The sequence below is a fragment of the Novosphingobium sp. JCM 18896 genome (assembly GCF_025938095.1).
Taxonomy (GTDB): domain Bacteria; phylum Pseudomonadota; class Alphaproteobacteria; order Sphingomonadales; family Sphingomonadaceae; genus Novosphingobium.
On the sequence record NZ_JAPCZF010000002.1, the window covers coordinates 16,245 to 43,033 of the forward strand.

The 26,789-nt window shown below is 67.5% G+C and carries 25 protein-coding genes; 13 read left to right on the top strand and 12 right to left on the bottom strand.

The window, feature by feature from the left end:
- Positions 1-121 precede the first annotated feature (121 nt).
- From OLX23_RS05925 to OLX23_RS05945, 5 genes are all read right to left on the bottom strand, one after another.
- On the bottom strand, positions 122-1,432 hold the full coding sequence (locus OLX23_RS05925; RefSeq protein WP_264443761.1) for an ATP-binding protein: 1,311 nt from the start codon (positions 1,430-1,432) through the stop codon (positions 122-124).
- A complete protein-coding gene (locus OLX23_RS05930; RefSeq protein ID WP_264443762.1) occupies positions 1,429-2,142 on the bottom strand; it encodes a response regulator in 714 nt (237 codons plus the stop codon). Before OLX23_RS05930 ends, OLX23_RS05925 begins: the two co-directional genes overlap by 4 nt.
- 58 nt (positions 2,143-2,200) lie before the next feature.
- Entirely contained in the window at positions 2,201-2,839 is a 639-nt protein-coding gene (locus OLX23_RS05935) for a hypothetical protein (RefSeq protein ID WP_264443763.1), read from the bottom strand.
- A 116-nt stretch (positions 2,840-2,955) separates the two neighbouring features.
- Positions 2,956-3,216 (bottom strand): hypothetical protein, encoded by a 261-nt coding sequence (locus OLX23_RS05940; protein WP_264443764.1) that lies wholly within the window; start codon positions 3,214-3,216, stop codon positions 2,956-2,958.
- 337 nt (positions 3,217-3,553) lie between these two features.
- Positions 3,554-4,648, bottom strand: a complete 1,095-nt coding sequence (locus OLX23_RS05945; RefSeq protein WP_264443765.1) for a Gfo/Idh/MocA family protein — start codon at positions 4,646-4,648, stop codon at positions 3,554-3,556.
- Positions 4,649-4,672: 24 nt separating this feature from the next.
- On the opposite strand from OLX23_RS05945, the gene OLX23_RS05950 reads away from it, so the two are divergent.
- From OLX23_RS05950 to OLX23_RS05970, 5 genes are all read left to right on the top strand, one after another.
- A complete protein-coding gene (locus tag OLX23_RS05950; RefSeq protein ID WP_264443767.1) occupies positions 4,673-5,557 on the top strand; it encodes an aldo/keto reductase in 885 nt (294 codons plus the stop codon).
- Positions 5,554-6,621: an LLM class flavin-dependent oxidoreductase gene (locus OLX23_RS05955; protein ID WP_264443768.1), complete on the top strand. Its 1,068-nt coding sequence runs from the start codon at positions 5,554-5,556 to the stop codon at positions 6,619-6,621. Before OLX23_RS05950 ends, OLX23_RS05955 begins: the two co-directional genes overlap by 4 nt.
- Before the next feature lie 115 nt (positions 6,622-6,736).
- Positions 6,737-7,522, top strand: coding sequence for a phytanoyl-CoA dioxygenase family protein (locus tag OLX23_RS05960; RefSeq protein ID WP_264443769.1), 786 nt, complete (start codon positions 6,737-6,739; stop codon positions 7,520-7,522).
- A gap of 13 nt (positions 7,523-7,535) precedes the next feature.
- Positions 7,536-8,801 carry an MFS transporter gene (locus tag OLX23_RS05965; protein ID WP_264443770.1) on the top strand — a complete coding sequence of 422 codons (1,266 nt, stop codon included), beginning with the start codon at positions 7,536-7,538 and terminating at the stop codon, positions 8,799-8,801.
- A 74-nt stretch (positions 8,802-8,875) separates the two neighbouring features.
- Positions 8,876-11,140, top strand: coding sequence for a TonB-dependent receptor (locus tag OLX23_RS05970; protein ID WP_264443771.1), 2,265 nt, complete (start codon positions 8,876-8,878; stop codon positions 11,138-11,140).
- Positions 11,141-11,339: 199 nt separating this feature from the next.
- Here the strand turns inward: OLX23_RS05970 and OLX23_RS05975 are convergent, their stop codons facing one another.
- The gene (locus OLX23_RS05975; RefSeq protein WP_264443772.1) at positions 11,340-11,852 is read right to left on the bottom strand and encodes a nuclear transport factor 2 family protein; all 513 of its coding nucleotides are present in this window, start codon (positions 11,850-11,852) and stop codon (positions 11,340-11,342) included.
- Positions 11,853-11,978: 126 nt separating this feature from the next.
- Entirely contained in the window at positions 11,979-14,264 is a 2,286-nt protein-coding gene (locus tag OLX23_RS05980) for a membrane-bound PQQ-dependent dehydrogenase, glucose/quinate/shikimate family (protein ID WP_264443773.1), read from the bottom strand.
- A gap of 294 nt (positions 14,265-14,558) precedes the next feature.
- Between OLX23_RS05980 and OLX23_RS05985 the strand changes: the two genes are divergently transcribed.
- Complete coding sequence (locus OLX23_RS05985; RefSeq protein ID WP_264443774.1) at positions 14,559-15,395, top strand: alpha/beta fold hydrolase; 837 nt, start codon at positions 14,559-14,561, stop codon at positions 15,393-15,395.
- Between the two features lie 9 nt (positions 15,396-15,404).
- Here OLX23_RS05985 and OLX23_RS05990 read toward each other — a convergent pair whose 3' ends face one another.
- Both OLX23_RS05990 and dcd read right to left on the bottom strand, forming a co-directional pair.
- Complete coding sequence (locus OLX23_RS05990) at positions 15,405-15,794, bottom strand: OsmC family protein (RefSeq protein WP_264443775.1); 390 nt, start codon at positions 15,792-15,794, stop codon at positions 15,405-15,407.
- 22 nt (positions 15,795-15,816) lie between these two features.
- Positions 15,817-16,371 carry a dCTP deaminase gene (gene dcd, locus OLX23_RS05995; RefSeq protein WP_264443777.1) on the bottom strand — a complete coding sequence of 185 codons (555 nt, stop codon included), beginning with the start codon at positions 16,369-16,371 and terminating at the stop codon, positions 15,817-15,819.
- A gap of 137 nt (positions 16,372-16,508) precedes the next feature.
- Here dcd and OLX23_RS06000 point away from each other — a divergent pair, with 137 nt between their 5' ends.
- Both OLX23_RS06000 and OLX23_RS06005 read left to right on the top strand, forming a co-directional pair.
- Positions 16,509-17,852, top strand: a complete 1,344-nt coding sequence (locus OLX23_RS06000; protein WP_264443778.1) for a sensor histidine kinase — start codon at positions 16,509-16,511, stop codon at positions 17,850-17,852.
- Positions 17,853-17,861: 9 nt separating this feature from the next.
- Entirely contained in the window at positions 17,862-18,341 is a 480-nt protein-coding gene (locus OLX23_RS06005; RefSeq protein ID WP_264443780.1) for a response regulator, read from the top strand.
- 141 nt (positions 18,342-18,482) lie between these two features.
- Here OLX23_RS06005 and OLX23_RS06010 read toward each other — a convergent pair whose 3' ends face one another.
- Complete coding sequence (locus OLX23_RS06010) at positions 18,483-19,799, bottom strand: nucleotide sugar dehydrogenase (RefSeq protein WP_264444894.1); 1,317 nt, start codon at positions 19,797-19,799, stop codon at positions 18,483-18,485.
- 243 nt (positions 19,800-20,042) lie between these two features.
- On the opposite strand from OLX23_RS06010, the gene OLX23_RS06015 reads away from it, so the two are divergent.
- The 5 genes from OLX23_RS06015 to OLX23_RS06035 all read left to right on the top strand — a co-directional run bounded on the left by OLX23_RS06015 (position 20,043) and on the right by OLX23_RS06035 (position 25,096).
- Positions 20,043-20,636 carry a hypothetical protein gene (locus tag OLX23_RS06015; protein ID WP_264443781.1) on the top strand — a complete coding sequence of 198 codons (594 nt, stop codon included), beginning with the start codon at positions 20,043-20,045 and terminating at the stop codon, positions 20,634-20,636.
- A gap of 1 nt (position 20,637) precedes the next feature.
- On the top strand, positions 20,638-21,393 hold the full coding sequence (locus OLX23_RS06020) for a hypothetical protein (protein ID WP_264443782.1): 756 nt from the start codon (positions 20,638-20,640) through the stop codon (positions 21,391-21,393).
- Between the two features lie 121 nt (positions 21,394-21,514).
- The gene (gene wecB / locus OLX23_RS06025) at positions 21,515-22,663 is read left to right on the top strand and encodes a non-hydrolyzing UDP-N-acetylglucosamine 2-epimerase (protein ID WP_264443783.1); all 1,149 of its coding nucleotides are present in this window, start codon (positions 21,515-21,517) and stop codon (positions 22,661-22,663) included.
- A complete protein-coding gene (gene wecC / locus OLX23_RS06030) occupies positions 22,641-23,942 on the top strand; it encodes a UDP-N-acetyl-D-mannosamine dehydrogenase (RefSeq protein ID WP_264443785.1) in 1,302 nt (433 codons plus the stop codon). Before wecB ends, wecC begins: the two co-directional genes overlap by 23 nt.
- Positions 23,943-24,136: 194 nt before the next feature.
- A complete protein-coding gene (locus OLX23_RS06035) occupies positions 24,137-25,096 on the top strand; it encodes a hypothetical protein (RefSeq protein WP_264443787.1) in 960 nt (319 codons plus the stop codon).
- Between the two features lie 8 nt (positions 25,097-25,104).
- On the opposite strand, the gene OLX23_RS06040 is transcribed toward OLX23_RS06035, so the two are convergent.
- Both OLX23_RS06040 and OLX23_RS06045 read right to left on the bottom strand, forming a co-directional pair.
- Positions 25,105-25,857: a molybdopterin-dependent oxidoreductase gene (locus OLX23_RS06040; protein WP_264443789.1), complete on the bottom strand. Its 753-nt coding sequence runs from the start codon at positions 25,855-25,857 to the stop codon at positions 25,105-25,107.
- Positions 25,854-26,678: a cytochrome b/b6 domain-containing protein gene (locus OLX23_RS06045; protein WP_264443791.1), complete on the bottom strand. Its 825-nt coding sequence runs from the start codon at positions 26,676-26,678 to the stop codon at positions 25,854-25,856. The genes OLX23_RS06040 and OLX23_RS06045 overlap by 4 nt, the downstream gene beginning before the upstream one ends.
- Positions 26,679-26,789 lie beyond the last annotated feature (111 nt).

Sequence of the window (26,789 nt, forward strand, 5' to 3'; positions counted from 1 at the left end):
TACCTCTCGCTTATTCAAACAAAATCGCGGCACAGGGGCCGCGGATCGTCACAAGCTAGAGAGTCGGCTTTTCCTGAGTTGGTATGCTTTGTAAGGAAATGTTGCACTGCGGCATGAGCGGTCAGCCGGCCGCAAGCGGGAGCCGGATCGTCACCTTGAGACCGCCGGTCGGTTTGTTGGCGAGATGGAGCGTCCCGCCCTCGGCCGCGACCAGCCGGTCGACGATCGGCAAGCCCAACCCCATCCCCGCCGTATTGCGCGAGCGCGCATCGTCGAGGCGGATGAAGGGGCGCAACACTTCCTGCATCCGCGCCTCCGGGATTCCCGGACCATCGTCCTCGACCGAGATCACCAGTTCGCCGCCCTGCTGGGCCAGGCTAACCTGCACGCTGCCGGCATAGGCCAGCGCGTTTTCGACGAGGTTCGACAGCGCGCGACGGATCGCCACCGGCCGCGCCAGCACCTCGAGGTGATCGGGCCCGTCGTAACCCGCCTCGGCCCCGCGATCCTGGGCATTGTCGACCAGCGTTTGGGCGGTGACGGCGATGTCGATCCGCTCGAGCGGGCCGCCATCGCGCCCCGATTCGACATAGGTCTGCAGCGACTGGAGCAGGTCGCGCATCTCGTCGATGTCCTGACCGATCTCGTAGCGCAGCTGATCGCTGATCTGCGCCTCTTCGATGCGCAATTGCAGCCGCGCCAGCGGGGTGCGCAGGTCGTGACCGATCGCCAGCAGCGTCTGCGAACCGCTAGCCAGCAGCTGGTGGATGCGTTCCTGCATCGCGTTGAAGGCGCGAATCAGGTGGAGCACCTCGCCCTCGCCGCTCTCGGCCAGCGGCTGGGGATTGGCCGCACCGACTTCCGACGTCGCCTTCACCAAAGCGCGCAGTGGCCGCAGCATCAATCGGAACAGCAACCAGGCCAGTACCAGGAGCAGCGCCGAGGGCAGCGCCATGCCGACGAAACGACCGAAATTCAGCGACCACGGCGCCTGGCCATGGAAGCGGAAGTTCATCATCGAGCCGTCCTGCAAGGTCGACGATCCGCCGATATTGCCACCGTGCGACAGCGGCATCAGCCGCAGGTGCAGGTCGGCGCCGCGCAGGTCGGGTTCGGCCGAAAGCATCTGCCGATGCAGGGTCGACAGCTCGATGGCGTTCGCGGCCGGCGGACGATAGCGCGACCACCGGATGACGAAGCGCTCGGTGCTGAGCTCGCCCGCGACGAGCTTGCGCTCGTCGATCGGCGTGCGATCGAGCACGCGATGCGCGATGACGACGTGCTCGGCCATCCAGGCCGTCTCGTCCTCGCGCAGCATGAACAGGCGCGCGCGCTCGAACAGCACCGAGTTGACGAAGAAGTCGATCAGTACGACGACCACGACGATCGCCAGCAGGCGCCCGCCCAGGCCGACGCGCTGCCAGATCCTCAAAGTCGGCTGACCTCGGCCGCGAAGATATAGCCGACGCCGCGCACGGTCTTGATCGGCGCGGGCTGCTCGGTGGTCGACAGCTTGCGGCGCAGGCGGCTGACCAGCACGTCGACGCTGCGGTCGGAGCTGTCGGCCAGGCGCGTGCGTGACAGCTCGATCAGCCGCTCGCGGCCGATCACGCGTTGCGGCTGGCCGAGGAACACGCTGAGCAGGTCGAACTCGGCGCCGGTCAGGTCGACGATCGCGCCGCCGGGCGAGCGCAGTTCGCGCCGCGCCGGCGACAGGCGCCAGCCCTCGAAGCTCAGCTCGTTGCTCGACGAAGGCTTGCCGGCGATCACTTCCCCGCCGCGGCGGCGCAGGACGGCGCCGATGCGGGCGATCAGCTCGCGCGTCGAGAAGGGCTTGGCCAGATAGTCGTCGGCGCCCAGCTCGAGCCCGACCACGCGATCTTCCTCGGCCCCGCGGGCGCTGACGAAGATCACCGGCACGTCGCTGGTCTGGCGCAGCCGGCGCAGCAGGTCGACGCCGTTCGTTCCGGGCAGCATGATGTCGAGAACGAGCAGGTCCACCGGCTCGTTCTCGATCACCACCCACATCTCGGCACCGGTGGCGACGGCGCGCACGGTATACCCGTGCTCGCGGAGCGCGCGGGCTGTGAGGTTACGCAAGGGCGGGTCGTCCTCGACCAGGACGATGGAGGGGGCAGTCATCAGATAATGGCTAACTCGCTTCTGACGCCAGATAGGCCTTGCCGGCCCTGGCTGCAATCTACCTTGCGGCTGTTCGCGCTTGCGGACCGCCGCGCCAGGCCTCGACGGCCTGGAGCAGGCCAGCGGCTTCCGCCGGGGCGAGCCCGCCGGTAACGTCGCGGCCAGTCTCTACCTTGAAGCGCAGGCGCCAGGGTTCGCGCGAACCGGCCGCATAGGCGGCGGCGATCTCGCGCACCATGTCCTCGGTCAGCTCGAAACCGATGCGGGTGAACTGGTTGCACGAGCCCACCGCGTCGGTCGCGGGGCACTGATCGAGCCAGTGATCGACGGCGAAAGGTGCGATCTGGCGCAGACCGCCGTCGGCGAGGAAGTGCACCGCGGTCACCTGCTTGTGTCCGCGCACGCTGATCAGTTCGTGCCAGACCTGCCAGGTCACCCGGCCGCTGGCGCGATCGACCAACGCGCGCAGGTGAACGTTGTTGGCATGGGCGCCCTTGATCGCGCGACCACGGGCATAGCCCTGGTGCGTCGACAGGACGACCGCGGGTTCGAGCGGATCGTCGACGACGTCGATCTCGCGCGCGAAGTCCGCGGGAGAAAGGCTCGCAAGTTGCCGGGGCAATTGCTCGTAGGCCCCCGCCGCCTGAGGGGCGGCGAAGGCGAGAGCGATGCACAAGGCGGGTAAGGATCGGAACATCGCAGCAGGATTCCTCAAACGCGCCAGCGAAGCGCGGAATGGCCAAATTCGTATTGCCCAGCGATTTCCCGATCCGCTCCACTATGTTGCAAAGTGTTGCCAGCGCCTCGTCCCAATCAGCGCGCGTGCGAATGCCCTTCGCGGAGCGCCTCCAGGCTGGCCAGTTCGGTGCGCAGACCATGCCCGTCACGCTCGGCGGCGGCGATCACGCGTGCGCGCATCGCCTCGACCGGTCCAGCCAGGCGCGCCTTTTCGCGCTCGGACAGGTTGTTGCAATGACCGGCGCGCTGGCCGGACCGCGTTTTGTCCCCCGGGATCACGCGCGACAGCGCCGCGATCGGACGGCCATCGGGCGCGATCGCGGTACGCTGGACCAAGAGCTTGCTGGTCCACATGCAGGCGGGAAGGAACGCGACCCCAGGCCAATCTGGCGCAGCTTGGTCTCGACCTGCGGCTCGTAGGTGATTGCAACGGCCTGGCCATTATGGACCACGGAAGTCCGGTGCGCGGCTTCGGGGCTCGCAATGGCCGGCGACGCGGCCAGGGCCGCCACGAGCCCAAGCAGCGGCAAGGCGATTTTCATACGGCATACTCCTGCGAAAAGCCCGTTTTCGGGCTGTATGTTTCGCGGTACCCCGCCCCGGATTGCTGCTGCGGCAACCCCCTGTAACAAAACGTTGCGAGCCCTCCGCCGGCAGCGCCGTGCCAAAGACCTCAGCCGAGCAGTTCGCGCATCTCGATCACGCGCTTCTCGCGCGCGCTGATCTCGGCGGCAGCACCGATCGCCACCGCCATCAGGCCGTCGCGCGCAGTGACCTCGACCGGGCCCTCGCCGCGGACCGCGCGGGCGAAAGCCTCGTGCTGGTGGAAGGTCGCGCCGTGGTGCGAACCCGCCGACATCGCCGCCTCGTCAACCTCGACCATCTCGCGCACAACCTTCTTGTCGGCGCGAAAACCGACGCGCGGGCTGAAAACCAGCTCGCCCGGCGGGATCAGCACGTCGAGCCGCGCCTTGTCGCCCGTAGCCGAAACCTCCTCCTGGTGCTCGGCACCGTCGGCGAACATGCAGAGATCGAGCAGCGCACGGGTGCCGTCGGCGAAGTCGACCACGGTATAGGAGTTGTCGATGATGTCGGGCTTCTGCCCGTCGTAGCGCTCGTCGACGTGGTTCACGTCCATTGCGCCCGAGCAGAACACGCGCACCGCCTCGCTGCGCACGATCAGCCGCATCAGGTCGAAGAAATGGCAGCACTTCTCTACCATCGTCCCGCCGGTGTTGCGCGAGAAGCGGTTCCAGTCGCCAACCTTTTCGAGGAAGGGGAAGCGATGCTCGCGGATCGAGAGCATCTGCAGCCGGCCCACGCGACCCCCATGAACCTGTTCGACGAAACGCGCCATCGGCGGCATGTAGCGGTATTCCATGCCGGTCCAGAACGGCGCCCCATTTCTCTTGGCGCCGGCTTCGGCGCGCTCGACCATCCAGCGCGCGTCGGCGACCGTCGTCGCCAGCGGCTTTTCGCAGAGGATCGCCACGCCGGCATCGAACAGCGGTTCGAGCACCGTGCGGTGCGTGAAATTGGGCGAGGCGACGACGACCGCGTCGATCTCGCCCTTCTCGGCCAGTTCCTCGGCATTGCGGAAGCGCGCCGGCTTCGCATCGCCGAGCGACTCTTGGGCCCAGCCGAGCGAAGTCTCGACCGGATCGGCGATCGCGGTGATCTCTGCGTCCGGGATCAGCTTGATGTTGCGGATGTGCTCGCAGCCCATCATGCCGGTGCCGAGGATGCCATAGCGGATTGTCTGTGCCATGAGCCCTGTGCCAATAGGTGGGGTATGACCGCCCCTACACCCGAACCCGTGCCGCTCGGCAAGAGCGGGATTTCCGTTTCGCCCATCGCCTGGGGCATGTGGCGCTTCGCCGGCGTCGATGTCGCGACCGCGCGTGCGCGCATCGAGGCCGCGCTCGAGATCGGCATCACCCTGTTCGACACCGCCGACATCTACGGCGTCGACGGCCCCGGCTTCGGCTCGGCCGAGGAGCTGTTCGGCGAGGTCCTGGCCGAGGCGCCGGGTCTCGGCAAGCAGATGGTGATCGCCACCAAGGGCGGGATCATTCCGGGCGTGCCCTATGATTCCAGCGCCGCCTATCTCGAGGCCGCACTCGACGCCTCGCTGCGCCGCATGCGGCTCGATCATGTCGACCTCTGGCAGGTCCACCGGCCCGACATCCTCACCCATCCCGAGAATCTGGCGAAGACGCTCGCGCGCATGGTCGAGAGCGGCAAGGTCCGCGCGGTCGGCGTGTCAAACTTCACCGCCGCGCAGGTCGCCGCGCTGCAGACCCACCTGCCGTTCCCGCTCGCCTCGGTGCAGCCCGAATTCTCGCCCTGGTTCAGCGGTCCCGTCTGGGACGGCGTGCTCGACCAAGCGATGGCGCTGGGCACCTCGGTGCTCGCCTGGTCGACGCTCGGCGGCGGGCGGATCAGCCAGGCCGGAACGGTCACCAGCCTGATCGAGGCCAAGGCCGAGGCCAGCGGCGTCACCCCGGCGGCCGCGGCCTATGCCTGGGTCATGGCGCACCCGGCGCGCCCGATCCCGATCGTCGGCAGCCAGCAGCCCGCGCGGATCAAGGAAGCCGCTGCGGCCTTCGAAGTCGAATGGACCCGCGCCGAATGGTACGAGGTGCTCCAGGCTTCGACCGGCGAACGCCTGCCGTGACGGCGCTTCCGCCCTGCGAGGTCTCGTGGTTTTCGGCGCTCTGCGACGACGACTACGAATTCCTCGGCCAGCCCGATGCCATGCTCCAGTCGAGCTGGGAGCATTGCCGCGACATCGTGCTGCAGGCCGACAGCGCTGGCTTCGACAACGTGCTGCTTCCTTCGGGCTATGCCCTGGGCATCGACACTACGGCCTTCGCCGCGGCGATCGCCACCTGGGTCAAGCGCATTCGCCTGCTGATGGCCGTGCGCGTCGGCGAAAGCTGGCCGCCGCAGCTCGCACGTCAGATCGCGACGATCGACCAGATGCTGGGAGGCCGCCTGGCGATCAACATCATCTCGAGCGAGATGCCCGGCGAGACCCTGGCGAGCGGCCCGCGCTATGCGCGAACGGTCGAGGCCATGCATATCCTGCGCGAACTGCTCGACGGGCGCTCGCTCGATCACCAGGGCGAGTTCTGGAAGCTCAAGCTCGATCCGCCGCGACTGAGCACGGTCTCGGGTCGCAGCCCGCAGTTCTACTTCGGCGGACTTTCCGAAGACGCGCGCGAGGCCGCGGCCAAGGGCGCCGACGTCTACTTGATGTGGCCCGACACGCTGCCCGCGGTGCGCGAAATCATCGCCGACATGCGCGCTCGCGCCACGCGTCAGGACCGCACGCTGCGCTTCGGCTATCGCGTCCACGTCGTCGTGCGCGAGACCGAGGAAGAGGCGCGCCTCGCAGCCGATCGCCTGCTGTCAAAGCTGGACGACGAGATCGGCCGCGCGATCCGTGCGCGGTCGCTCGACAGCCAGTCGGCAGGGGTCGCGCGTCAGGCGCAACTGCGCGAGGCGGCGGGCGGCGACGGCTTCGTCGAGGACAACCTGTGGACCGGCATCGGCCGCGCCCGCTCGGGCTGCGGTGCGGCGATCGTCGGCGATCCCGACCAGGTCCTGGCCAAGCTTCAGGCCTATCGCGCCGAGGGCATCGAGGCCTTCATTCTCTCGGGCTATCCGCACGCGGCCGAGGCCGATCTGTTCGCCCGCCACGTCCTGCCACGGCTCGATCACGGGCCGCTGGGCTAGTCCGCAATCGCCCGCTTTCCTCCGCGCCACGTTGCGTGCACTATCGTCATTGGGAGACGGAAGCGGGAACATAATACTCAACTAGTATAGTTGACATTCCCGTCAGGAAGCTCTCTTGCCGGCAGCCATGCCGATCGAGGGACAAGACATGGGCTTCGCGAGCCAAAGCCGCCAGTTCGACGAACTGGGCTACACTGTGTTCGAGAGCGTCCTTTCGGGCGAACTGCTCGACCTGTTGCGCGCCTGCTGCGACGATTTCGTCGCGCGCGAGGATGCGCGGATGGACGCGGCGGGCGTAGACACCCTGGGCATCACCCATCGCGGCAAACGCTACTTCGCCAACGAATGCCAGCGCGAGGAACCGCGGCTGCGGCACATGCTGTTCAGCGAGACGATGGCCGAGATCTGCCGCGCGACCTTGGGCGACACCGCCTACTTTTTCTTCGACCAATATGTCGTCAAAGGCCCCGAGGGCGGCATGCCGTTCTCGTGGCATCAGGATTCGGGCTACGTCGTCGGCAACGGCGGCCCTACCGACCACGCCCCTTACCTGACCTGCTGGTGCCCGCTCGACGATGCGACGCTCGACAACGGCACGGTCCGCGTCGTCCCCGGCACCCACCGCGGCGGCGTACTGTCGCACGAGCGCAAGGCCGGCACCAACGATCTGGCACTCAAGGTCGACGAGAGCCACGCCGTCGCACTCGAAGTCCCCGCGGGCAGCGTGGTCGCCTTTTCCAGCCGCACGCTCCACGCCACCGGCGCCAATCGCACCGACCGGCCGCGCCGCGTCTACCTGGCGCAATACACGCCCGAGGTGATGCTCAATCCGGGCACGCGGCAATTGCGGCGCAATGCGATCCCGCTGGTGCAGAACGGCCGGCAGGTCACTTTTGCGTGAAGGGTCTGGGCGCGTGAACCTGTCTCCCCGCCGCCGCTGGCTGCTTTTCGCGCTGGCGCTGACCGCCTCCATCCTCAACCTCGTCGATCGCCAGATCATCGCCGTGCTCAAGCCGGTGATCGCCGCCGACCTCGGCTGGAGCGACAACGACTACGGCACGCTTGCCGCCTGGTTCCAGGGCGCCGCCGCTTTCGCCTTCCTGTTCACCGGCTGGATCGTCGACCGGCTGGGCGTGAAATGGGCGAACCCACTTGGTGTCGTCACCTGGAGCCTTGCCGCGATCGCCCATGCCTGGGCCTGGACGATGGGGCAGTTCATCCTCGTCCGCGCGGCACTGGGCGCGACCGAGGCGATGGGCACGCCGAGCGGGGTCAAGACGATCGCGACGATCTTCCCGCCGCACCTGCGCTCGACCGCCTTCGGCCTGTCGAACGCGGTCGGTTCGATCGGCGCGATCCTGACACCGCTGGCGATCCCGCTGCTCGCCGCGCTCTATGGCTGGCGCGCGGCCTTCGTCATTGCCGGCCTGCTCGGCGTGGTCTGGGCGGCGCTGTGGCTGATCGCGACGCGCGGGCTGCGCTTCGATACGTCAGTGGTAACGCGCACCGTGTCCGAGGGGCAGGAAGACGTGGCGCCCGACTACGGCCCGATCGTCCGCGACCGCCGCACCTGGGCGATCGCCGTGGCCAAGGTGCTGTCGGATTCGACCTGGTGGCTGATGCTGTTCTGGATGCCCGACTTCTTCAACCGCCAGTTCGGACTTTCGGGCACCGCACTCGGCCCGCCACTGGCCGTGGCCTATACCGGCGCGGCGATCGGCTCGATCATTGCCGGCAGCCTGGCAACGCGGCTGCTGGTGCGCGGCATGCCGCTCAACCGCGTGCGCAAGGGGGCCATGCTGGCCTCGGCGCTGGTCGTCGTCCCCGTGCCGCTGGCGCTGCACGCGCAGGAGGTCTGGCTCGCGACGGCCATCCTGGCCTTGGCACTGGCCGGGCATCAGGGCTTCTCGACCACGCTGTTCGCGGTCATCTCCGACGTCACGCCGCAGGCCAAGGTCGGCCGCGTTACCGCCTTCGGCGCGTTCTGCGGCAACCTCGGCGGCATGGCCATCGCCAAGATCGCCGGTGTCGTGCTCACCGCCGGGCTCGGCTACGGGCCGCTGTTCCTCTTCGCGTCGGTGTCCTATCTTCTCGCGCTCGGCTGGATCCACCTGCTGCTGCCGCGCATCCGCCGCGCCGAACCCTTGGCCGATACGAATAGCTCTGCCTCGCCCGCCTAAAGCGAAACTGTATTTCCCTACCAAATCGATAGAGTATTAACGCCCCTCAAGAGGCATCATCAGGGAGGAAACAGATGATCCAGATTCTCAGCGCGCGCGGCCTGCTTCTGGCCAGTGCCGCCATGGCCAGCCTGACCACCCCGGCCTTCGCCGAAGAGGCGCCCACCGATGCGTCCGCGGATGGCGAGATCGTCGTCACCGCGCGCTTCCGCAACGAATCGCTGATCGACGTGCCGATCGCGATCACCGCGCTGTCGGGCGACGATCTGGCCGCGCGCGGGCAGAACACCGTGCAGGACATCGCCCGCTCGGTGCCGACGCTCGACTTCCGCGCCGGCGCATCGAACAAGGACCGCTCGACCTTCATCCGCGGCGTCGGCACGATCACGACCTCGCCGGGCGTCGAGCCCTCGGTCGCGACCGTGATCGACGGCGTCGTCCTCGCACGCCCGGGCCAGGGCACGCTCGACCTGCTCGACGTCGAGCGCATCGAGGTTCTGCGCGGCCCGCAGGGCACGCTGTTCGGCAAGAACGCCTCGGCCGGCGTCATCAACATCGTCTCGCGCCCGCCGGCCAAGGACCTCGAGTTCAACGCCCAGCTCGGCTACTACGAGGGCGACGAGTACCGTGTGAAGCTGACCGGCTCGGCCCCGCTCGCCGAAGGCCTATACCTCAACCTCTCGGGTCTGATCGCCGGCTTCGACGGCAACGTCCGCAACATCAAGACCGGCGACAACGTCAACGGCTACAAGCGTCGCGGCATTCGCGGCAAGCTGCTGTGGGAAGCCTCGCCCGACGTCTCGGTCACGCTCTCGGGTGACTACTCCTACACCTTCGAGGACGTGCCGACCGGCGTCTTCGCCGCGACCAGCCGCGTCGCCTTCCCGACCGGCGTGGTCACGCCCAACGCGGCCCTCGCAGGCGTGCTGGCGAGCGAGGGCATCGTTGCCGGCCCGAACAACACGCGCGTCTCGCCCTCGTTCGACGCCGACGTGCGCGACAAGAACGGCGGCGTCTCGCTGACGATCGAGGCCGGCCTCGGCGAGCATCGCCTGACCTCGATCACCGCCTATCGCTGGTGGGACAACGTCCAGCACCAGGACTGGGACGCAACCGGCACTCTCGCGGCCGGCGTGACGCGCGGCGAAGACCTCGGCACCGTCGACTCCGAGCAGTTCAGCCAGGAACTGCGCCTGACCTCGCCCAAGGGCGGACTGATCGACTACGTCGTCGGGCTCTACTACTTCCAGACCACCGCGAACGAGGTCTATCGCCGCGACATCACCCAGCTGCTCGCGGGCGTCCCGGTCAACAACACCGGCACCGCGCGCTATCGCACCAAGCTGCGCAACTACTCGGTGTTCGGCGAAGCCAACGTCAACTTCACCGACAGCTTCCGCGCGATCCTAGGCGGCCGCCTGATCCACGACGAGCTCGAATATACGCACAACCGCGTCTCCGACACCGCCGCCGGCGTTCCGGGCATCCGTCCGAATTTCTCGGCCTCGGGCAAGACCGACCGCACCGACTACAGCCTGCGCGCCGGCCTGCAGTACGACCTGACCGATGATCTCAACGCCTATGCGACCTATTCGCGCGGCTACAAGGGGCCGGCCTACAACGTGTTCTTCAACATGCAGGCCTTCGACACGACACCGCTGGCGCCCGAGACGACCGACAACTTCGAGGCCGGCATCAAGGGCAGCTTCGGCAGTGGCCTCGGCAGCTTCAGCCTTGCGGGTTACTACACCAAGTTCAAGGGCTTCCAGTCGAACTTCCAGGACACCTATCTGGGCTCGATCGTCACGCGCCTGATCAACGCCGGCCAGGTCTCCTCGCGCGGCATCGAGGGCGACGTGACCCTGCGCCCTGTCCAGGGCCTGCGCCTGACCGGCGCCTTCGCCTATAACGACGCGAAGATCGACAATTTCCGCTGCCCCGCCGGGGCGGCGGGCTGCGCCGACGCCAGCGGCCAGGCCTTCGTCAACGGCCAGCCGCTTCCCTTCGCGCCCAAGTGGAAGTTCAACGTCGACGGCGCCTATCGCTTCGCGCTGACCGAGAGCCTGAGCCTCGAGCTGCAGAGCGACTTCAGCTGGAAGGACGACACCCAGTATTCGATCACCCAGACGCCCGACACGATCCAGCCCGCCTATGGCATCTGGAACGCGTCGATCGCACTGGCGAGCGACGATCGCTGGGAAGTGCGCGGCGTGGTCAAGAACATCGCCAACAAGCACTATTCGCCATTCCTGGCCTATGGCTCGGTCGCCGGCGTCTCGCGCTTCGTCCCGCGCGACAACGATCGCTACTTCGGCGTGAACGCGAACATCAACTTCTGATCTAGTGACGATGATCGCAAAGTAGGAAAGCAACTCAGCTCCTCCCCCTTTGGGGGAGGGGGACCGCCCGCGTAGCGGGTGGTGGAGGGGGCGCGGCACGGCACAGCCGTGGCGTTCCCTCCGTCAGCCCTACGGTCTGCCACCTCCCCCAGAGGGGGAGGATCGGCAATCTCGCTCCCATGTGAGCAATCGGGTCCAGTCAAACCTGCGACAGGAACTTGATCCGACCGCCCGCGGCTTCTTCGGCCAGCGACAGCAAGACGTAATTGGTATCGACCCCGGGCATGGCCTGCATCACCCGGATATCGCCGCCATAGGTGACCATGCGCGAGACGCGCTCGCGGATGCGCCAGCCGTCCGCGGTGCGGACGAGGACGTCGTCGTACCAGCCGGTCGATTCGAACACGCCCTCGCCATCCTCGAGCCCGCGGCGGAAGCGCGCCGAGACGTAGCTGAAGCAGTGCGCATTATCGCCATCGACCGTGACCGTGTGCCCCAGCACCATGTGCTGCGTCGCCGAGAAGACCGCGTGGATGTCCTTGAACACCGCCTGCAGGGTCGCGAGGTCGGTGAAAGCCGCCCCGGGACCGCCGCCGAAGTCGCAATGGATGTCGGCGGCGAAGACCTTCTCGAACAGGTCGTAGCGATGCGAATCCACCGCCACCGCATAGAGGTTGGTGACGTTGATGATGCTCGCGATGTCGTCGGCCATGTTTCTCTCCTTGTCTGTTTCAGCTTCGCTGAACCAGGTGCGGCACCAGCCCACACCCCCACCCGACCTCCCATAAGGTACCATCGTAGGGAGGCCGGGTGGGGGCGTGGGCTGGTGCCGCCTTGCTCATTTCGGCAGCGCATAGGCCATGATCGCCGCGGCCTTCGGGCCGGGGATCGCGAAATGCCCGCCCGCGGCGATCACCACGAATTGGCGCCCGCTCGGCGAAACGTAGCTGATCGGCATGGCCGCGCCGACCGCGGGAAGCCTGGCGCTCCAGACCTCCTTGCCGTTGGCGATGTCGAAGGCGCGCAGCCGGCGGTCCTGGCCCGCGGCGATGAGCACCAGGCCGCCCGCCGTGGTCAGTGAACCACCGAAGGTCGGCGCGCCCATGCGCAGCGGCACGTGGCTCTCGATGCCCAGCGGTCCCGAGCCCTCGGCCGTGCCCAACGGCTTCGACCAGAGCAGCTTGCGCGTCTTGATGTCGAACACGCTGATCGTCGAGTAGGGCGGCTTCTGGCACGGCGCGAAGATCGGCGAGAGAAACGGATAGGACTCGAACCCGTAAGGCGTCCCCGCCTGGGGGAACATGATGACCCCGCCCTCGAAGCCGCTGCGCGGCGTCTCGCCCTCCTTGCGCGGCGCCAGCCGGTTGATGTTGGCGAGGTGCAGCGAGTTGACCACCAGCAGCCCGCGCTGCGTATCGACCGAGACGCCGCCCCAGTTGATGCCGCCGGCCACTGCCGGATAGGTGATCGTCCGCTCGGTCGTGATCGGGGTGAACTGCCCCTGATAGCGCGCCTTCTTGAACTGGATGCGGCAGGCCATCTGGTCGAGCGGGGTCAGCCCCCACATGTCGGCTTCGGTCAGGTCGGGGCCCGACACCGATGGGAAGCCCGTGGTGTAGGGCTGGGTCGGTGCGGTCCAATCGCCCTTCACCGCACCCTGCGGCACCTTCTTCTGCACCACCGGATCGATCGGCTTGCCCGTCGCGCGATCGAGCACGAAGATCTGCCCGCGCTTGGTCGGCACGAGCACGGCCTTCGGCCCGCCCGGCAGGTCCACCAGGGTCGGCTGCGCGGCTATGTCGTAATCCCACAGATCGTGGTTCACCGTGCGGAACGACCAGCGCAGCAGACCAGTGTTGACGTCGATCGCGACGACGTTGTCGGTGAACTGGTCGGCGATCTTGGAGCGGTAGGCCGAATAGTAGTCGGGCGGGCTGTTGCCCGTGCCGACGTAGACGAGGCCCAGCGCCTCGTCGCCGCTGAACACGCCCCAGGCGTTGGGGGTGTCGCGCGTGTAGGTCTCGCCCGGCTTGAGCTGCGTCTGACCCGGACGCCCCGCATCCCAGGCCCAGCGCAACGCGCCGGTCTCGGCATCGTAGCCGCGGATCACGCCCGAGGGCGCATCGAACGAGCCATAGTCCGAGATCGACTGACCGACGACGACCACGTCGCCCACCACGGTCGGCGGCGAAGTCGGCAGGGCGTCGTCAGGCTTCATCGCGCCCATGCCGAGGCGCAGGTCGGCGACGCCGTTGCTGGCGAAGCCCGAACACTGCTTGCCGGTATCGGCATCGATGGCGATGAGCTGGCCCTCGGCCGTGGTCATGTAGAGGCTGTGCTGGCACTCGGCCTTGGCGGTCTTGGCCGCATGATAGGCGACACCGCGGCACTTCCAGCCGTGGAATTTGGAGCCCGGCGGCAGGCCACGATACTGCCAGATGCGCTTGCCGGTCTCCTGGTCGAGCGCGGCAACGGTGCCCGACTCGATGCACATGTAGAGCCGGCCGTTTATCGCCAGCGGCGCGGCTTCCAGGCTGACCAGGTCGCCCGACTTGATGTCGGAATCATAGCGCCAGGCGAGTTCGAGCTTGCTCGCGTTGGCCGTGTCGATCTGGTCGATCGCGGCATAGCGCGTGCCCGCGAGGCCATTGCCCCAGTGCTGCCAGTCCTGCGCCGCCCCGGCGAGCGCGGCGACCTTGCCCGCGCCGGGAAGGCCGCTCTCGGCCCGCTCTGCGCGTACGATCGCACCACCGGTAAGCAACAAGGCCGCAGCGGCGGGCGCTGCCACCCACCATCGCGGTGCGCCGACGGCACGGTGGATCGCCGGGATCAGGAACAGCAGGCCGACCACGGCTGGCCCGACCAGTCGCGGCATCAGCGCCCAGCTGTCGAGCCCGACTTCCCACAGGCTCCAGACGATCGTCGCGGCCAGCATCGCCCCGAAGATCGCGGCCGCATAGCGCGCGCGCCGGATCAGCCCCACGGCGGAGACCAGCACCGCGACGCCGGTCACGACGTAGTAGAAGCTCCCGCCCGCGGCGACGAGCACTGCCCCGCCGATCGCGAGTGTGGCCCCGACCAAGCCGAGCACCGCGGCAAAAAGCCAGACGAAAATCCTCCCCATGGGCATCCCGCTCGTTTCGTTGTTTTGCGGGAAGCTACGCCAGGTCGCCGCCCGGCAGAAAGCCTGTTGACCAATCCGTTAGCGCACCTGTGATTTGTCTGGGACCGCATACGACCGAGACCGCAACCGGGCATGACCCGACCAGTCCGCCGCGTGATCGATCCGCAAATGCCTAGGCCCATCGAATCATAGCCCGCAGCCCTAAACCTGCGTATGATACCGATACCCCCCGGCCATGCCGATATGCGGCGCATCGGACCGGCCTTGGCCGCGTCCACCCTCACGGAGGACATCATGGCCTTTGTCACCACGCACGATGGTGCCGACATATTCTACAAGGACTGGGGCCCGCGCGACGCCCAGCCGATCGTATTCCACCACGGATGGCCGCTGTCATCCGACGACTGGGATGCGCAGCTGCTCTATTTCCTCGCGCGCGACTATCGCGTCGTCGCCCATGATCGCCGCGGCCACGGCCGTTCGTCGCAGATCGACGGCGGTCATGACATGGATCACTACGCCGCCGATGCGGCGGCGGTGGCCGAGCATCTCGACCTGCGCAATGCGGTCCACATCGGCCACTCGACCGGCGGCGGTGAGGTCGCGCGTTATGTCGCGCGATATGGCCAGCCGCAGGGGCGCGTCGCCAAGATGGTGCTGGTCAGCGCGGTGCCACCGCTGATGGTCCAGACCGCCGACAATCCCGGCGGCACGCCGATCGCCGTGTTCGACGGCTTCCGCAAGGCGCTGGCCGCCAACCGCGCGCAGTTCTTCCTCGATGTCGCCTCGGGTCCGTTCTACGGCTTCAACCGCCCCGATGCGAAAGTATCCGAAGGCGCGATCCGCAACTGGTGGCGCCAGGGCATGATGGGCAGCGCACTGGCGCACTGCGAGGGCATCGCCGCCTTTTCCGAGACCGACCAGACCGAGGATCTCAAGGCGATCACCGTGCCGACCCTGGTCATGCATGGCGACGACGACCAGGTCGTGCCCTACGAGAACGCCGCGCTACGCCAGATGAAGCTGCTGCCCAACGGCCAGCTCAAGATCTATCGCGGCTATCCGCACGGCATGCTGACGACCCACGCCGAGGTGCTGAACCCCGATCTGCTGGCCTTCGTCAGAAGCTAGTAGGCCGGCCTAGTCGGCCAGCGAGGTGTGAATCGGAAGGCCGTGCTTGAGCGTCAGGGTGACCGGGGTCTTCTCGGCGATCTCGGCCAGGCGCGTCGCCTGCTCGGCATCGAGCCCTACGGGCTTCAGCCGACGCTCGATCTCGAAGGCACCGTCCGCATTGCGCACGAGTTCGAGATCGACCTCGACGGACTCGAGCGGCCACTGCTTGCGATCGGCATACATCCGCAGCGTAATCGCGGTGCAAGCGCCGAGCGAGGCGAGCAGCAGGTCGTAAGGCGCGGGGCCGCGGTTCTCGCCGCCGTTGCTCGACGGCTCGTCGGCGGTCAGCGGATGGCCGCTCATCGCGATACGGGTGAAGTAGCGATCGCGCCCGATCGTGGCAGTGCCCTTGGCCATGCTGTGCTCCCCGGCCCGGTTGCTAGAGGCGCGGCAGGGTCACGCCCTGCTGGCCCATATACTTGCCCGCGCGGTCGGCATAGCTGACCTCGCAAGGCTCGTTGCCCTGGAGGAACAGGAACTGGCAGGCGCCCTCGTTGGCGTAGATCTTCGCCGGAAGCGGCGTCGTGTTCGAGAACTCGAGGGTGACGTGGCCTTCCCAGCCCGGCTCGAGCGGGGTCACGTTCACGATGATGCCGCAGCGCGCATAGGTGCTCTTGCCCAGGCAGATCACCAGCACGTCGCGCGGGATGCGGAAGTATTCGACCGTGCGCGCCAGCGCAAAGGAGTTGGGCGGGATGATGCAGACGTCGGTCTGGCGATCGACCAGGCTGTTGCCGTCGAAGTTCTTGGGATCGACGATCGAGCTGTCGATGTTGGTGAAGATCTTGAACTCGTCGGCCACGCGCGCGTCGTAGCCGTAGGACGACAGGCCATAGGAAATGCAGCCGTCACGCCGCTGCGCCTCGACGAAAGGCTCGATCATGCCGTTTTCGAGCGCGTTGCGCCGGATCCATTTGTCGCTGAGAATCGCCATTCCCGCGTGATCGCGCAAGCCGGCGGAGCGGGCAAGCGGCGGCACCGCGCTTGTCCACCGGCCATGGACGCTTTCGCAGATTGCCATGCCGCGCCGATCGCTATAGCCAATCACCGCAAGACAGGGGATCGGTGATTTTGAACGACAGCGCGACCGCTTCGGCTTCCGTTCCGGTCCGCCGCCCACCGTGGTGGGGCAAGTCGATGATGCCGGTCTTCGCCGGCCTCACCGCCGCGCTGCTCGCGCTGGCACTGGTGATCGGCCAGACGATCGTCGCCCAGCGCGACGCGCGTGACCTCGCCATGACCGAAGGCGACACGCTGCTCGCGCTCAACGCGCTGATGTCGGCCATGCTCAACGGCGAGACCGGGCAGCGCGGCTATCTGCTGACCCAGCGCCCCGACTACCTCGCGCCCTATACCAGCGCCAAGACCGGTCGCGACCGCGCGATGCAGCGGCTGCGCGACATCTCGGTGCGGGCCGGCGACGCGCGGTTCCAGGCCGATCTCAAGCGCCTCGACGGCATGACCGACGCCAAGTTCGCCGAGATGGACCGCTCGGTCGCGCTCGCCCGCGCCGGCTACCGCGACCAGGCCTTGGCGCTGATCCAGGCCGATTTCGGCAAGATGCAGATGGATGCGATCCGTCGCGAGATCACGCGGATGAGCCTCGAGAAGGCACAACGCCGGCGCGTCGCCTTCGCCAGCGCCGAGACCTTCGAGGGCCGGCTGCTGCCGCTGATCGGCGTGCTGAGCCTCGCCATCCTCGCGCTGATCTACGCGGGCTTCCGCGCCGAGCGCAGCCGCTCGCTGACCCAGGCCGAAGCCGACCAGGCCGCCGCGCTGCGCGAGGCCAACGCGCGGGTCGAGCTGCTCGCACGCGAGCTCAACCACCGGGTCAAGAACCTGTTCTCGGTGATCCTGTCGATCGTCGCGCTGTCGGGCCGCAAGCCGGCCTCGGCGCGCGAGGTGGTCGACGACATCCGCGCGCGCATCCGCGCCCTGTCGCTGGCCCATTCGGCGAGCCAGGGCGGCTACGGCACTTCGACGACCGAGCTCGGCCCGCTGATCGTCAAGACGATGGAGCCCTATGCCGATGGGGCCGGCACGCGCGTGCGCGTCGGCGGCCCACGGCTCGAACTGCCCGCGCGGATGATCACCCCGCTCGGCCTGATCGTCCACGAGCTTGCGACCAATGCGGTCAAGTACGGCGCACTGTCCGAGCCCGAGGGCACGGTCGAGATCGCCTGGGCGGTCGAGGACGGCGCGCAGCTGGCACTGGTCTGGACCGAGATCGGCGGGCCCGAGGTCACCGGCGCGAGCGCAAACGCCGCCCCCTCGACCGGTTTCGGCTCGCAGATGACGAGCCTGGCGGCGAGCCAGCTCGGCGGCACGATCGAACGCGAATGGCCCGCCGGCGGCGCCATCGCGCGGTTGAAATTCCCCCTGCCCTCGGACAGGGACGAGATCGGAAAGGCTTGATCGGAAACGATGATTCTCCAGACCTCCGCCCTGACACCGGTGCCGGCTCAGAGCTATCCGGTGCTCTTCGCGCCCGCCGGCACGCCGCCGACCGATAGCCACGCCGCGCCTGCGGGCCGCCCCGGCGAGCGCCTGCTCGGCAAGCGCGTGCTGATCGTCGAGGACGAGGCGATGGTCGCGCTCGAACTGCAATATGCCTTCGAGGACGAGGGCGCCGAGATCGTCGGCCCGGCGCAGACCCTGGCGCGCGCGCTGGAGACGGTAACGAACGATCGCGAGATCGACGTGGCGCTGCTCGACGTCGACCTGGCCGGCGAGAACATCTACCCGGTCGCCGACCTGTTGCGCCAGCGCGGCGTGCCCTTCGCCTTCCACACCGGCCACGGCTCGCGCTCGGAGATCGGCGCGCTGTTCCCGGGGGCGACGACCTTCATGAAGCCGGCGCTGCCCGAGGCCCTGGTCGAGCATCTGGCGGGGATCGCGCGGTAATCAGGATCCTCCCCTGCAAGGGGAGGGGGACCGCCAGCGCAGCTGGTGGTGGAGGGGTGTAACCCTCACCGGCTAAGGGGACACCCCTCCGTCAGCGCTTCGCGCTGCCACCTCCCCTTGCAGGGGAGGATCGCAAGAGGCCTAAAGCGTCCAGTCCGCCGCCGCGCCGAGTTCGCCCTTGAGGTCCGCGAGAGTCCCGCCCTTGGCCAGCAACTTGCGCAGAGCCTTGCCACCCATGTCGAGATAGGCGCGGTGCGGCACGGCGAGGACGACCATGTCGTACTTGCGGCTCAGCGCATCGCCGACCAGCGGGATGCCGTATTCGTGCAAAGCCTCGGCCGCGTCGGCCTCGGGATCGTGCACGGTGACGCCGTGGCCAAGCCGACCCAGGGTGCAGACCAGGTCCGCGACCTTCGAATTGCGCAGGTCGGGGATGTTCTCCTTGAAGGTCAGCCCCAGCACCAGCACCGAGCCCGGCTTGCCGCCGCGCGCTTCGTGGAGCTGCTTGCCGACCCAGCCCGCCATCGCATCGTTGATGCCGCGGCCCGACAGGATCACGCGCGGGTCGAGCCCGAGCTGCTCGGCGCGGTGCGACAGGTAGTAGGGGTCGACGCCGATGCAGTGCCCGCCAACGAGGCCGGGGGCGAAGGGCAGGAAGTTCCACTTGGTCCGCGCCGCGGCGAGCACGTCCCAGACCGAGAGGTCCATCTTCGAGAAGATCTGCGCGATCTCGTTCATGAAGGCGATGTTGATGTCGCGCTGGGCGTTCTCGATCACCTTGGCGGCCTCGGCGGCCTTGATCGACTTGGCGCGGAACACGCCGCCCGAAGTGATCGCGTCGTAGAGTTCGGCGACCCGTTCGAGCACTTCGGGGGTCTGGCCCGAGACGACCTTGGTGATCTTGTCGATCGTGTGCTCGCGGTCGCCGGGATTGATGCGTTCGGGGCTGTAGCCGAGGAAGAAGTCCTTGCCGCATTCGAGGCCAGAACAGGCCTCGAGGATCGGCGCGCAGACGTCCTCGGTGACGCCGGGATAGACGGTGCTCTCATAGACCACCACGGGCACGCGCCCCTCGGCGCAGGCGGCGGGCAACAGCGCGCCGATCGTGCGGCTCGCGGCCTCGACGATGCGCAGGTCTGGCCGGTTGGCGCCGTCGATCGGGGTGGGCACGGTGACGATGTAGAAGTCGGCCGGCGGGCAGCGCGCGGCATCGGAGAGCAGCGCCAGCTCGGAAGCCTCGAGCCGCTCGGGGGTGATCTCGCCGGTGCGGTCGTGGCCGCGCGCGAGTTCCTCGATCCGGCGCGTGTCGACGTCGAGCCCGATCGTCTCGAACCGCCCGGCCAACGCCACGGCGAGCGGCAGCCCGACATAGCCGAGCCCGACCACGGCGACGCGCGTGGTCAGCGCTTCGCCCGGGGCGAGCGGCGTCGCCTGGGCGGTCTGGGCGGGCGAATACATATAGGTCAAAGGCGGCCTCGCTGGTTTGCGCGGAGCCGGTTTAGCGGGAGGGTGTTTTTAGGCGGTTAATGCGGGTGGCGAGCCCGCGATCCGCTCGGCCCGAGCTTGGCGAAGGCCCGGCCGGAACTTCACGAACTTCGCGCGTGTGGCGCATGGAGAGTTTTATTATGGTGAGTCGCGCGAAGACCGCGGTTTTCTGCGGGTTTGCGCGAGGTTTCGACGATGTCAAAGAGCGCGAGGAATATGGTGGAGTTTGCGGGTGTAGGAAATACCCGCCAAGGACCGACAGTATTGCTACGCACGCTCGCCAAATCGATTCAGTCGCGGTATGCAGGTTTAATGCCGGGGCCCTATCATCCACTCGTAGAAGAGTGGAAGACCATTGCTGGAACAGTTGAGTGGTCGTCGCCGCCTGCGTCGGAAGATGGCGCGATCGACTTCAACGTCCCCCTAGACATCGGCGAAACAACTGTTGCCGGTTTAGCCTTACGCGGGAAAGCGTACGGCCACCTACCTGATATGGCAGTGACCTTTCAACTCGAGGTCGGACAAGACGGGATGCGGACTCGTGTTCCACTAATTCGCTTAGATTGGAAACCTAGGTCTCAATGGCACCAGAACCCGAACAAGACGCGCATTTCCGGCACACACGCCCATCCATTTGAAGCCAATTGGTTAGAAGGCGAACAACGCATGCGAAGAGGAAATCTTCCATGGGCGGAGAAAGTTGCGGAATTTCATGCGTTTAGCGAAGTGCTTGACTACGCTAAGAATCTTTTTAGAATCAATGATATAGACCTCATTCCGATACCGGAATGGTCGAGCACTTTGTTTTGATATGGCGACGTTTTCTTTTCTCGCAGGAAACCCTCAGGAAGCGGTAGAAGCTGCTGCTCGTTCCCTTGTGAGCGTCGTGCATGCAGGCGGCAGAAGCACCGTTTCGCTACCTATGGTCTATCCCAGCGGGACGGTCGCTGCGGTCGAGATTACTCAGGTTGGGGCAGACATTTTTGAGCTGTCCGACTGTGGCCTCGCTCATGCTGAAACGGAGATGATTGGGGGTGAACACCTGTTTGCTCGCAACGCTGCTGCTGTTGCCCAACGCTTTGAGGTCAGCGCTGGCAAGCGCACGATCTATTTCACAGCCAACCTAGCCCAACTGGCAGGAGCCATGGCAGATGTGGCAGCGGCATCCGTCCAAGTGGCACACCGTGTTTGCGAGCGCATTTCGCAACGCAGCGAGTCCGAGATCGAAGAGCGTCTTTACAGGAAACTGATTGATGTATTCGGCAAGCCTAAGGTCGAGCAAGATGCGACCATTTCGGGGGCATCTGCGCACAAATGGCGTGTCTCAGCATTAGTGCATCTTGATGGTCGTCAAATGGCATTTGAGGCCGTCTCCAACCATCATAGCTCAGTCTATTCCTCCGCAACCATGTTTCATGATCTTTCGCTACTAGATCGAAAGCCCATTCCAATCGCCGTGGTAAGAGATAAGCGCGCCATGGGTGACTATCTTCGCATCCTCGCGCAGGCCGCCAACGTCATTCAAGATGATGCAGCGGTTGAGACATTAAAAGGACTGGCGGCATGACCCCCAACACCCTTCAGCTTTCGCAAGGGTGATTGACGGACTTAGTGGAACCTCTCCGGTGAAGGCAGCTACCCCGCCCCACCTAACCCCCCCTTAACCCCCACCCGCTAAACCCGCGCCCATGAGCACCGCCGTTAGCCCCGCCACCATCCTCGTCGTCTTCGGCACGCGCCCCGAGGCGATCAAGCTGTTCCCGGTCGTCGCGGCGCTCGAGGCCGATCCGCGGTTTCGGCCCGTGGTCTGCGTCTCGGCGCAGCATCGCGAGATGCTCGACCAGGTGCTCAGCATCGCCGGGATCGTGCCCGACTACGATCTCAACGTCATGCAACCCGGGCAGACGCTCGACGCGCTGACCGCGAACCTGCTCGTCGGGCTGGGCAAGGTGATGGACGAGGTCCGGCCCGATCGCGTGGTGGTCCAGGGCGATACGGCGACGGCGATGGCCGGCGCGCTCGCGGCCTATTACCGCAAGCTACCCGTCGATCACGTCGAGGCGGGGCTGCGTTCGGGCAATATCTATCACCCGTGGCCCGAGGAGATTAACCGCAAGATCATCGGCTCGATGGCCAGCCTGCACTTCGCGCCGACCGAAACCTCGGCCGCGGCGCTGCATGCCGAGAATGTCGATCCCGCGCGCGTCCACGTCACGGGCAATACGGTGATCGACGCGCTGCACTGGGTCTCCGACAAGATCGCAGCCGAGCCGGCGCTCGCCGCGGGGCTGGCGCCGCTCGAAGCGCGCTTCGCGGGCAAGCGGATCATCGGCGTCACCAGCCACCGCCGCGAGAACTTCGGCGGCGGGCTGGAGAACATCGCCGAGGCCGTGCGCCGGATCGCCGCGCGGCCCGACGTGGCGCTGGTCTTCCCGGTCCATCCCAACCCCAACGTGCGCGCGGTGATGAACGATGCGCTGGCCGGGCTCGACAACGTCGCGCTGATCGAGCCACTCGACTATCCGCACTTCGCGCGCCTGCTCGGCCTCGCCGAGATCATGCTGACCGACTCGGGCGGCGTGCAGGAAGAGGCGCCGGCGCTGGGCAAGCCCGTGCTCGTCATGCGCGAGACCACCGAACGGCCCGAGGGCGTCGCCGCGGGCACGGCCAAGCTGGTCGGCACCGATGCCGACCGGATCGTAACGGAAATTTCAGCCCTGCTCGACGATAAGGCCGCCTACGAGGCCATGGCGCGCGCGCACAATCCCTTCGGGGATGGGACGTCGGCGCGCCGAATCGTGGAGATTCTGGGGAATGAAATTCGAGACCAAGCCTGACGTCTGCGTCGTCGGCCTAGGCTATATCGGCCTCCCCACCGCCGCGATCATCGCCCGCTCGGGCAGCCGGGTGCTCGGCGTCGACGTGACGCAATCGGTGGTCGACACGATCAACCGCGGCGAAATCCACATCGAGGAGGTCGATCTCGACGGCCTGGTCCAGGGCGTCGTCGCGCGCGGGCTGCTTTCGGCCTCGACCGAGATCGCCCCGGCCGACGTCTTCGTCATCGCCGTGCCGACGCCGTTCGACAAGAACCACGCGCCCGACGTGTCCTACGTGCTCGCCGCGGGCCGCTCGGTCGCCTCGGTGCTCAAGGCCGGCGACGTCGTCATCCTCGAAAGCACCTCGCCCGTCGGCACGACCGAACAGCTGCGCGACCTGATCGCCGAGCTGCGCCCCGACCTCAAGGTGCCCGGCGCCTCGGCCGGCACGCCCGACGTGTCGATCGCCTATTGCCCCGAGCGCGTGCTGCCGGGGAAGATCCTCGAGGAGCTGACCAACAACGATCGCTCGATCGGCGGCATCACCCCGCGCTGCGCGCGCAAGGCGCTGGCTTTCTACAAGCGCTTCGTGCGCGGCACCTGCGTGACCACCGACGCGCGCTCGGCCGAGATGACCAAGCTGGTCGAGAACGCCTATCGCGACGTCAACATCGCCTTCGCCAACGAGCTGTCGATCGTCGCCGACAAGATGGGGCTCGACGTCTGGGAGGTGATCCGGCTGGCCAACCGCCACCCGCGCGTCAACATCCTGCAGCCGGGCCCCGGCGTCGGCGGCCACTGCATCGCGGTCGACCCCTGGTTCATCGTCCACGGCGCGCCCGAAGAGACCCCGCTGATCCGCACCGCGCGCGGCGTCAACGACGGCAAGATCCGCCACGTCATCAAGCATGCCGAAGCGCTGGTCGCGGCGCATCCGGGGGCCAAGGTCGCCTGCCTCGGCCTCGCCTTCAAGGCCAACATCGACGACTTCCGCGAGAGCCCGGCGCGGCTCGTCGCCGCGACCCTGGCGCGCAAGTTCGGCGAGCGCATCCTCGTCGTCGAGCCCTATGCGGCCGAGCTGCCGCGCGAATTCGAGGGCACGGGCGCGAGCCTGATCGACATCGACACCGCGCTCGAGGACTGCGACGTTCTGATCGCGCTGGTCGACCACGACGTGTTCCGCGTCGTGCCGCTGGCCGAGCGCGCGAACAAGCTCGTCTACGACACCCGCGGCATCTGGCCCGACCAGCCCAAGCCGGCAGGCGAGGACAAGCCCGGCCTGCGGCTGGCGAGCTGATCGCTCCCCTCCCTTTTTCGTCACCCCCGCGAAAGCGGGGGCCATCTCCTGAGCTATCCACTCGAACCGCCGGGCAGAACGAAAGCCCCGGTGATGGATCCCCGTCTTCGCGGGGATGACGGGAGTTTGAGGAACGATCAGCCGCTCCCGGCCTGACTTGCCATCGCCACACACGCCGCGCACGATCGTGGGCGATGCGACATCTCCTGCTCCCGCTGCTGCTTCTCGCCGGTTCTCCCGCCGCCGCCGAAGCCCCGCCGATCGAGGCCGCCGCGCCGGCGACGATCACCCCGCGGCTGAGCCCGCCGCTCGATCGCCCGATCGCCTATCGGCTGACCAAGGAGAAGGTCACCCAGGTCACGACCGAGAAGGCCGTGTTCGATCAGGAGGTGACCTTCGCCAAGACCGATGCCGGCTACGCCATGAGCCTGCGCTGGCTGCGGCTCGAGCAGGACGGCAAGACCTTCGACCTCACCCGCGGCGACATGGCCGGCCTGCCGTCGACGGTGCGGCCCTTCGTTCTGCCGATGACGATCGAGCTCGATCCCCAGGGCCGCCCGCTGCGTCTACGCGACTGGCCGCGCTATCAGAAGGCGCTGGTCGACGTGGTGCCGCTGATGGCGCAGGAGGCCGAGCCCGATCCCAAGAAGCGCCCCGCGGCCGAGGAATTCTTCCGCCGCTTCCTGTCGCGCTACACCGCGATGTCGGCCGAGAACGCCGCGGTCGCGCTGGTCGTCGGCTGGCCGCAGGTGCTCGCCGAATTCGGCCATGCCGTGCCGCTCGGGCGCGCCGAGACCAGCGTCATGGCCATGCCCTCACCCTTCGCCGACGGCGTGATCGACTATCGCACGACCGCGACCTGGACGCGCGATCCCGCCGGCATGCTGAGCCTCGTCCGCAAGTCCGAGCCGACCGCCGAAGCCACGCAAGCGCTGGTCGAAGGCATGGCGCGCGCTGTCGAGCAGTCCGCGCCCAAAGGCGGCCCGGTCGACGGCGCGGCGGTGCGCAAAGGCTTGGCCGGCCTCAAGGCGCGGCTCGCCAACACGATCGCATTCGACGCGAAGACCGGCCTACCGCGCGAGGCGGTGCTCGAGAAGTTCGTCACCCTGCCCACCGGCGAGGGCACCGAGCGGATCACCTTGAGCGCGCAGTAGGGCTTGGGCTAAATCCCCGCGTACCAGGCATAGTCGCCGACGTCCTCCCAGTAGCCGCCCTTGCCGCCGTAGAGCCCGGCCAGGCTGGCACGCGCCTCGATGCGCTGGACGAATTTGGCGTGCTTGTAGCCGAGCTGGCGTTCGACCCGCAGGCGCAGCGGGGCGCCGTTGGCCACCGGCAGGGCGGCATCGTTCATCCGCCAGGCGAGGATCGTCTGGGGGTGGAAGGCGTCGAGCAGATCGATCGATTCGTAATAGGGCCGCGTGTCGAAGCGGTCGGCGCAGTGGAACACGAGATAGCGCGCGCGCGGCAGCAGGCCGGCGAGCTTTAGGATATGGGCGAGCTGCGGCCCCTGCCAGACGCCGATCGCGCTCCAGCCCTCGACGCAGTCGTGGCGGGTGATCTGACGGCGCTGGGGCAGCGCCTGGATCGCCGCGAGCGGCAGGGCGAGTGGGCGGGCGACGAGGCCGTCGACGGTCAGCGTCCAGTTCGCGAAATTCTCGGCGGCGTGGCGTTCGTAGTCGGCGCCGCCGACGCCGCGGTTGCCGTTGGGGCGGAACACGGGCGAGACGTCGGCGGACGAGAACTCGCGCGCGAGCGGCTCGTGCCCGCCGATCAGCCGCTGCGAGCGCTGGTGCAGCGCCTCGGCCTCGGTCAGCAGCGAGCGGAAGCCCGGGCTCTCGCTGAGCCGGTCGCAGCCGCTCAGCAGCAGGCCCGAAGTCCCCACGAGCAGGCCGCGGCGGGTGACGAGCCCGCTCATCGCGGCAGCCTGTACCAGCCGGTGATCATGCCGCGCAGCTGGTTGAGCGGTCCCGACAGCAGCACCATGACCAGGTGCACGGCGAAGAAGCCGAGCAGGCCGAAGGCGGCGAGAAAATGCAGCGAGCGCGCCGACTGGCGGCCGCCCCAGATTGCGGTCACCCAAGGCCAGGCCGCGTCGACGCCGGGTGCCATGCCGAGCCCGGTGACGATCACCAGCGGCAGCAGGCCGAACAGGACGCCGGCATAGGCGAGCTTCTGCAGCACGCCGTAGCGCAGCGCCGCCGCGCCCTTGGGGAAGCGCAGCCGCGCGTGCTCCTTGATGTCGTGCCAGACGTGCGCCGGGCGCCATTCGCGGCGGGTGATGTGGATGTCGCGGCGCAGGTGGCCGTTCACGAGCGACCAGATCAGGTAGAAGGCCAGGCTCAGCGACAGCACCCAGGCAAAGGCCAGGTGCCAGCGCCGGCCGATCGCGAGGTCGTAATACGAGGGGATCGTCGCCCAGTGCGGGAAGGCCTTGTGCCGCTCGGCCCCGTCGGCGCCTTGCGAGACGCCGAGCAGGCCGGTGGTGCGGATCGTCACCGCACCCACGCGCAGCACGCCCTCGCCCCGGATCGCGCCGATCTCGAGCCAGGCCTTGTCGAAGTTCGCGCCGTACTCGCCCCAGTAGAGCCGCGGGTGGGCGTTGAAGATCGTCAGCCCGCTCATCAGCATGACCGCGAGCGTGACCGCGTTGAGCCAGTGCCACAGCCGCGTCGACAGCCGATGACGGCGCACGCGGTCTCCGCTTTGGGGCTCGGTCGGTTCGGCTGCCGCGGTCATCGCACGCAGCCTAGGCCATCAAATCTTCATCGTCATCCCCGCGAAGGCGGGGATCCATCTCCCGAGCTCTCCCATCGAGCCGCGGTGCAGCATGAAAGCCCCGGTGATGGG

Excerpts from the sequence above, each read along its gene's own strand:
- OLX23_RS05930 (WP_264443762.1), bottom strand. The coding sequence starts at position 2,142 with ATGACTGCCCCCTCCATCGTCCTGGTCGAGGACGACCCGCCCTTGCGT.
- OLX23_RS05935 (WP_264443763.1), bottom strand. The coding sequence starts at position 2,839 with ATGTTCCGATCCTTACCCGCCTTGTGCATCGCTCTCGCCTTCGCCGCC.
- OLX23_RS05945 (WP_264443765.1), bottom strand. The coding sequence starts at position 4,648 with ATGGCACAGACAATCCGCTATGGCATCCTCGGCACCGGCATGATGGGC.
- OLX23_RS05950 (WP_264443767.1), top strand. The coding sequence starts at position 4,673 with ATGACCGCCCCTACACCCGAACCCGTGCCGCTCGGCAAGAGCGGGATT.
- OLX23_RS05970 (WP_264443771.1), top strand. The coding sequence starts at position 8,876 with ATGATCCAGATTCTCAGCGCGCGCGGCCTGCTTCTGGCCAGTGCCGCC.
- OLX23_RS05975 (WP_264443772.1), bottom strand. The coding sequence starts at position 11,852 with ATGGCCGACGACATCGCGAGCATCATCAACGTCACCAACCTCTATGCG.
- OLX23_RS05980 (WP_264443773.1), bottom strand. The coding sequence starts at position 14,264 with ATGGGGAGGATTTTCGTCTGGCTTTTTGCCGCGGTGCTCGGCTTGGTC.
- OLX23_RS05985 (WP_264443774.1), top strand. The coding sequence starts at position 14,559 with ATGGCCTTTGTCACCACGCACGATGGTGCCGACATATTCTACAAGGAC.
- OLX23_RS05990 (WP_264443775.1), bottom strand. The coding sequence starts at position 15,794 with ATGGCCAAGGGCACTGCCACGATCGGGCGCGATCGCTACTTCACCCGT.
- dcd (WP_264443777.1), bottom strand. The coding sequence starts at position 16,371 with ATGGCGATTCTCAGCGACAAATGGATCCGGCGCAACGCGCTCGAAAAC.
- OLX23_RS06005 (WP_264443780.1), top strand. The coding sequence starts at position 17,862 with ATGATTCTCCAGACCTCCGCCCTGACACCGGTGCCGGCTCAGAGCTAT.
- OLX23_RS06010 (WP_264444894.1), bottom strand. The coding sequence starts at position 19,799 with ATGTATTCGCCCGCCCAGACCGCCCAGGCGACGCCGCTCGCCCCGGGC.
- OLX23_RS06015 (WP_264443781.1), top strand. The coding sequence starts at position 20,043 with ATGGTGGAGTTTGCGGGTGTAGGAAATACCCGCCAAGGACCGACAGTA.
- OLX23_RS06020 (WP_264443782.1), top strand. The coding sequence starts at position 20,638 with ATGGCGACGTTTTCTTTTCTCGCAGGAAACCCTCAGGAAGCGGTAGAA.
- wecB (WP_264443783.1), top strand. The coding sequence starts at position 21,515 with ATGAGCACCGCCGTTAGCCCCGCCACCATCCTCGTCGTCTTCGGCACG.
- wecC (WP_264443785.1), top strand. The coding sequence starts at position 22,641 with ATGAAATTCGAGACCAAGCCTGACGTCTGCGTCGTCGGCCTAGGCTAT.
- OLX23_RS06035 (WP_264443787.1), top strand. The coding sequence starts at position 24,137 with ATGCGACATCTCCTGCTCCCGCTGCTGCTTCTCGCCGGTTCTCCCGCC.
- OLX23_RS06040 (WP_264443789.1), bottom strand. The coding sequence starts at position 25,857 with ATGAGCGGGCTCGTCACCCGCCGCGGCCTGCTCGTGGGGACTTCGGGC.
- OLX23_RS06045 (WP_264443791.1), bottom strand. The coding sequence starts at position 26,678 with ATGACCGCGGCAGCCGAACCGACCGAGCCCCAAAGCGGAGACCGCGTG.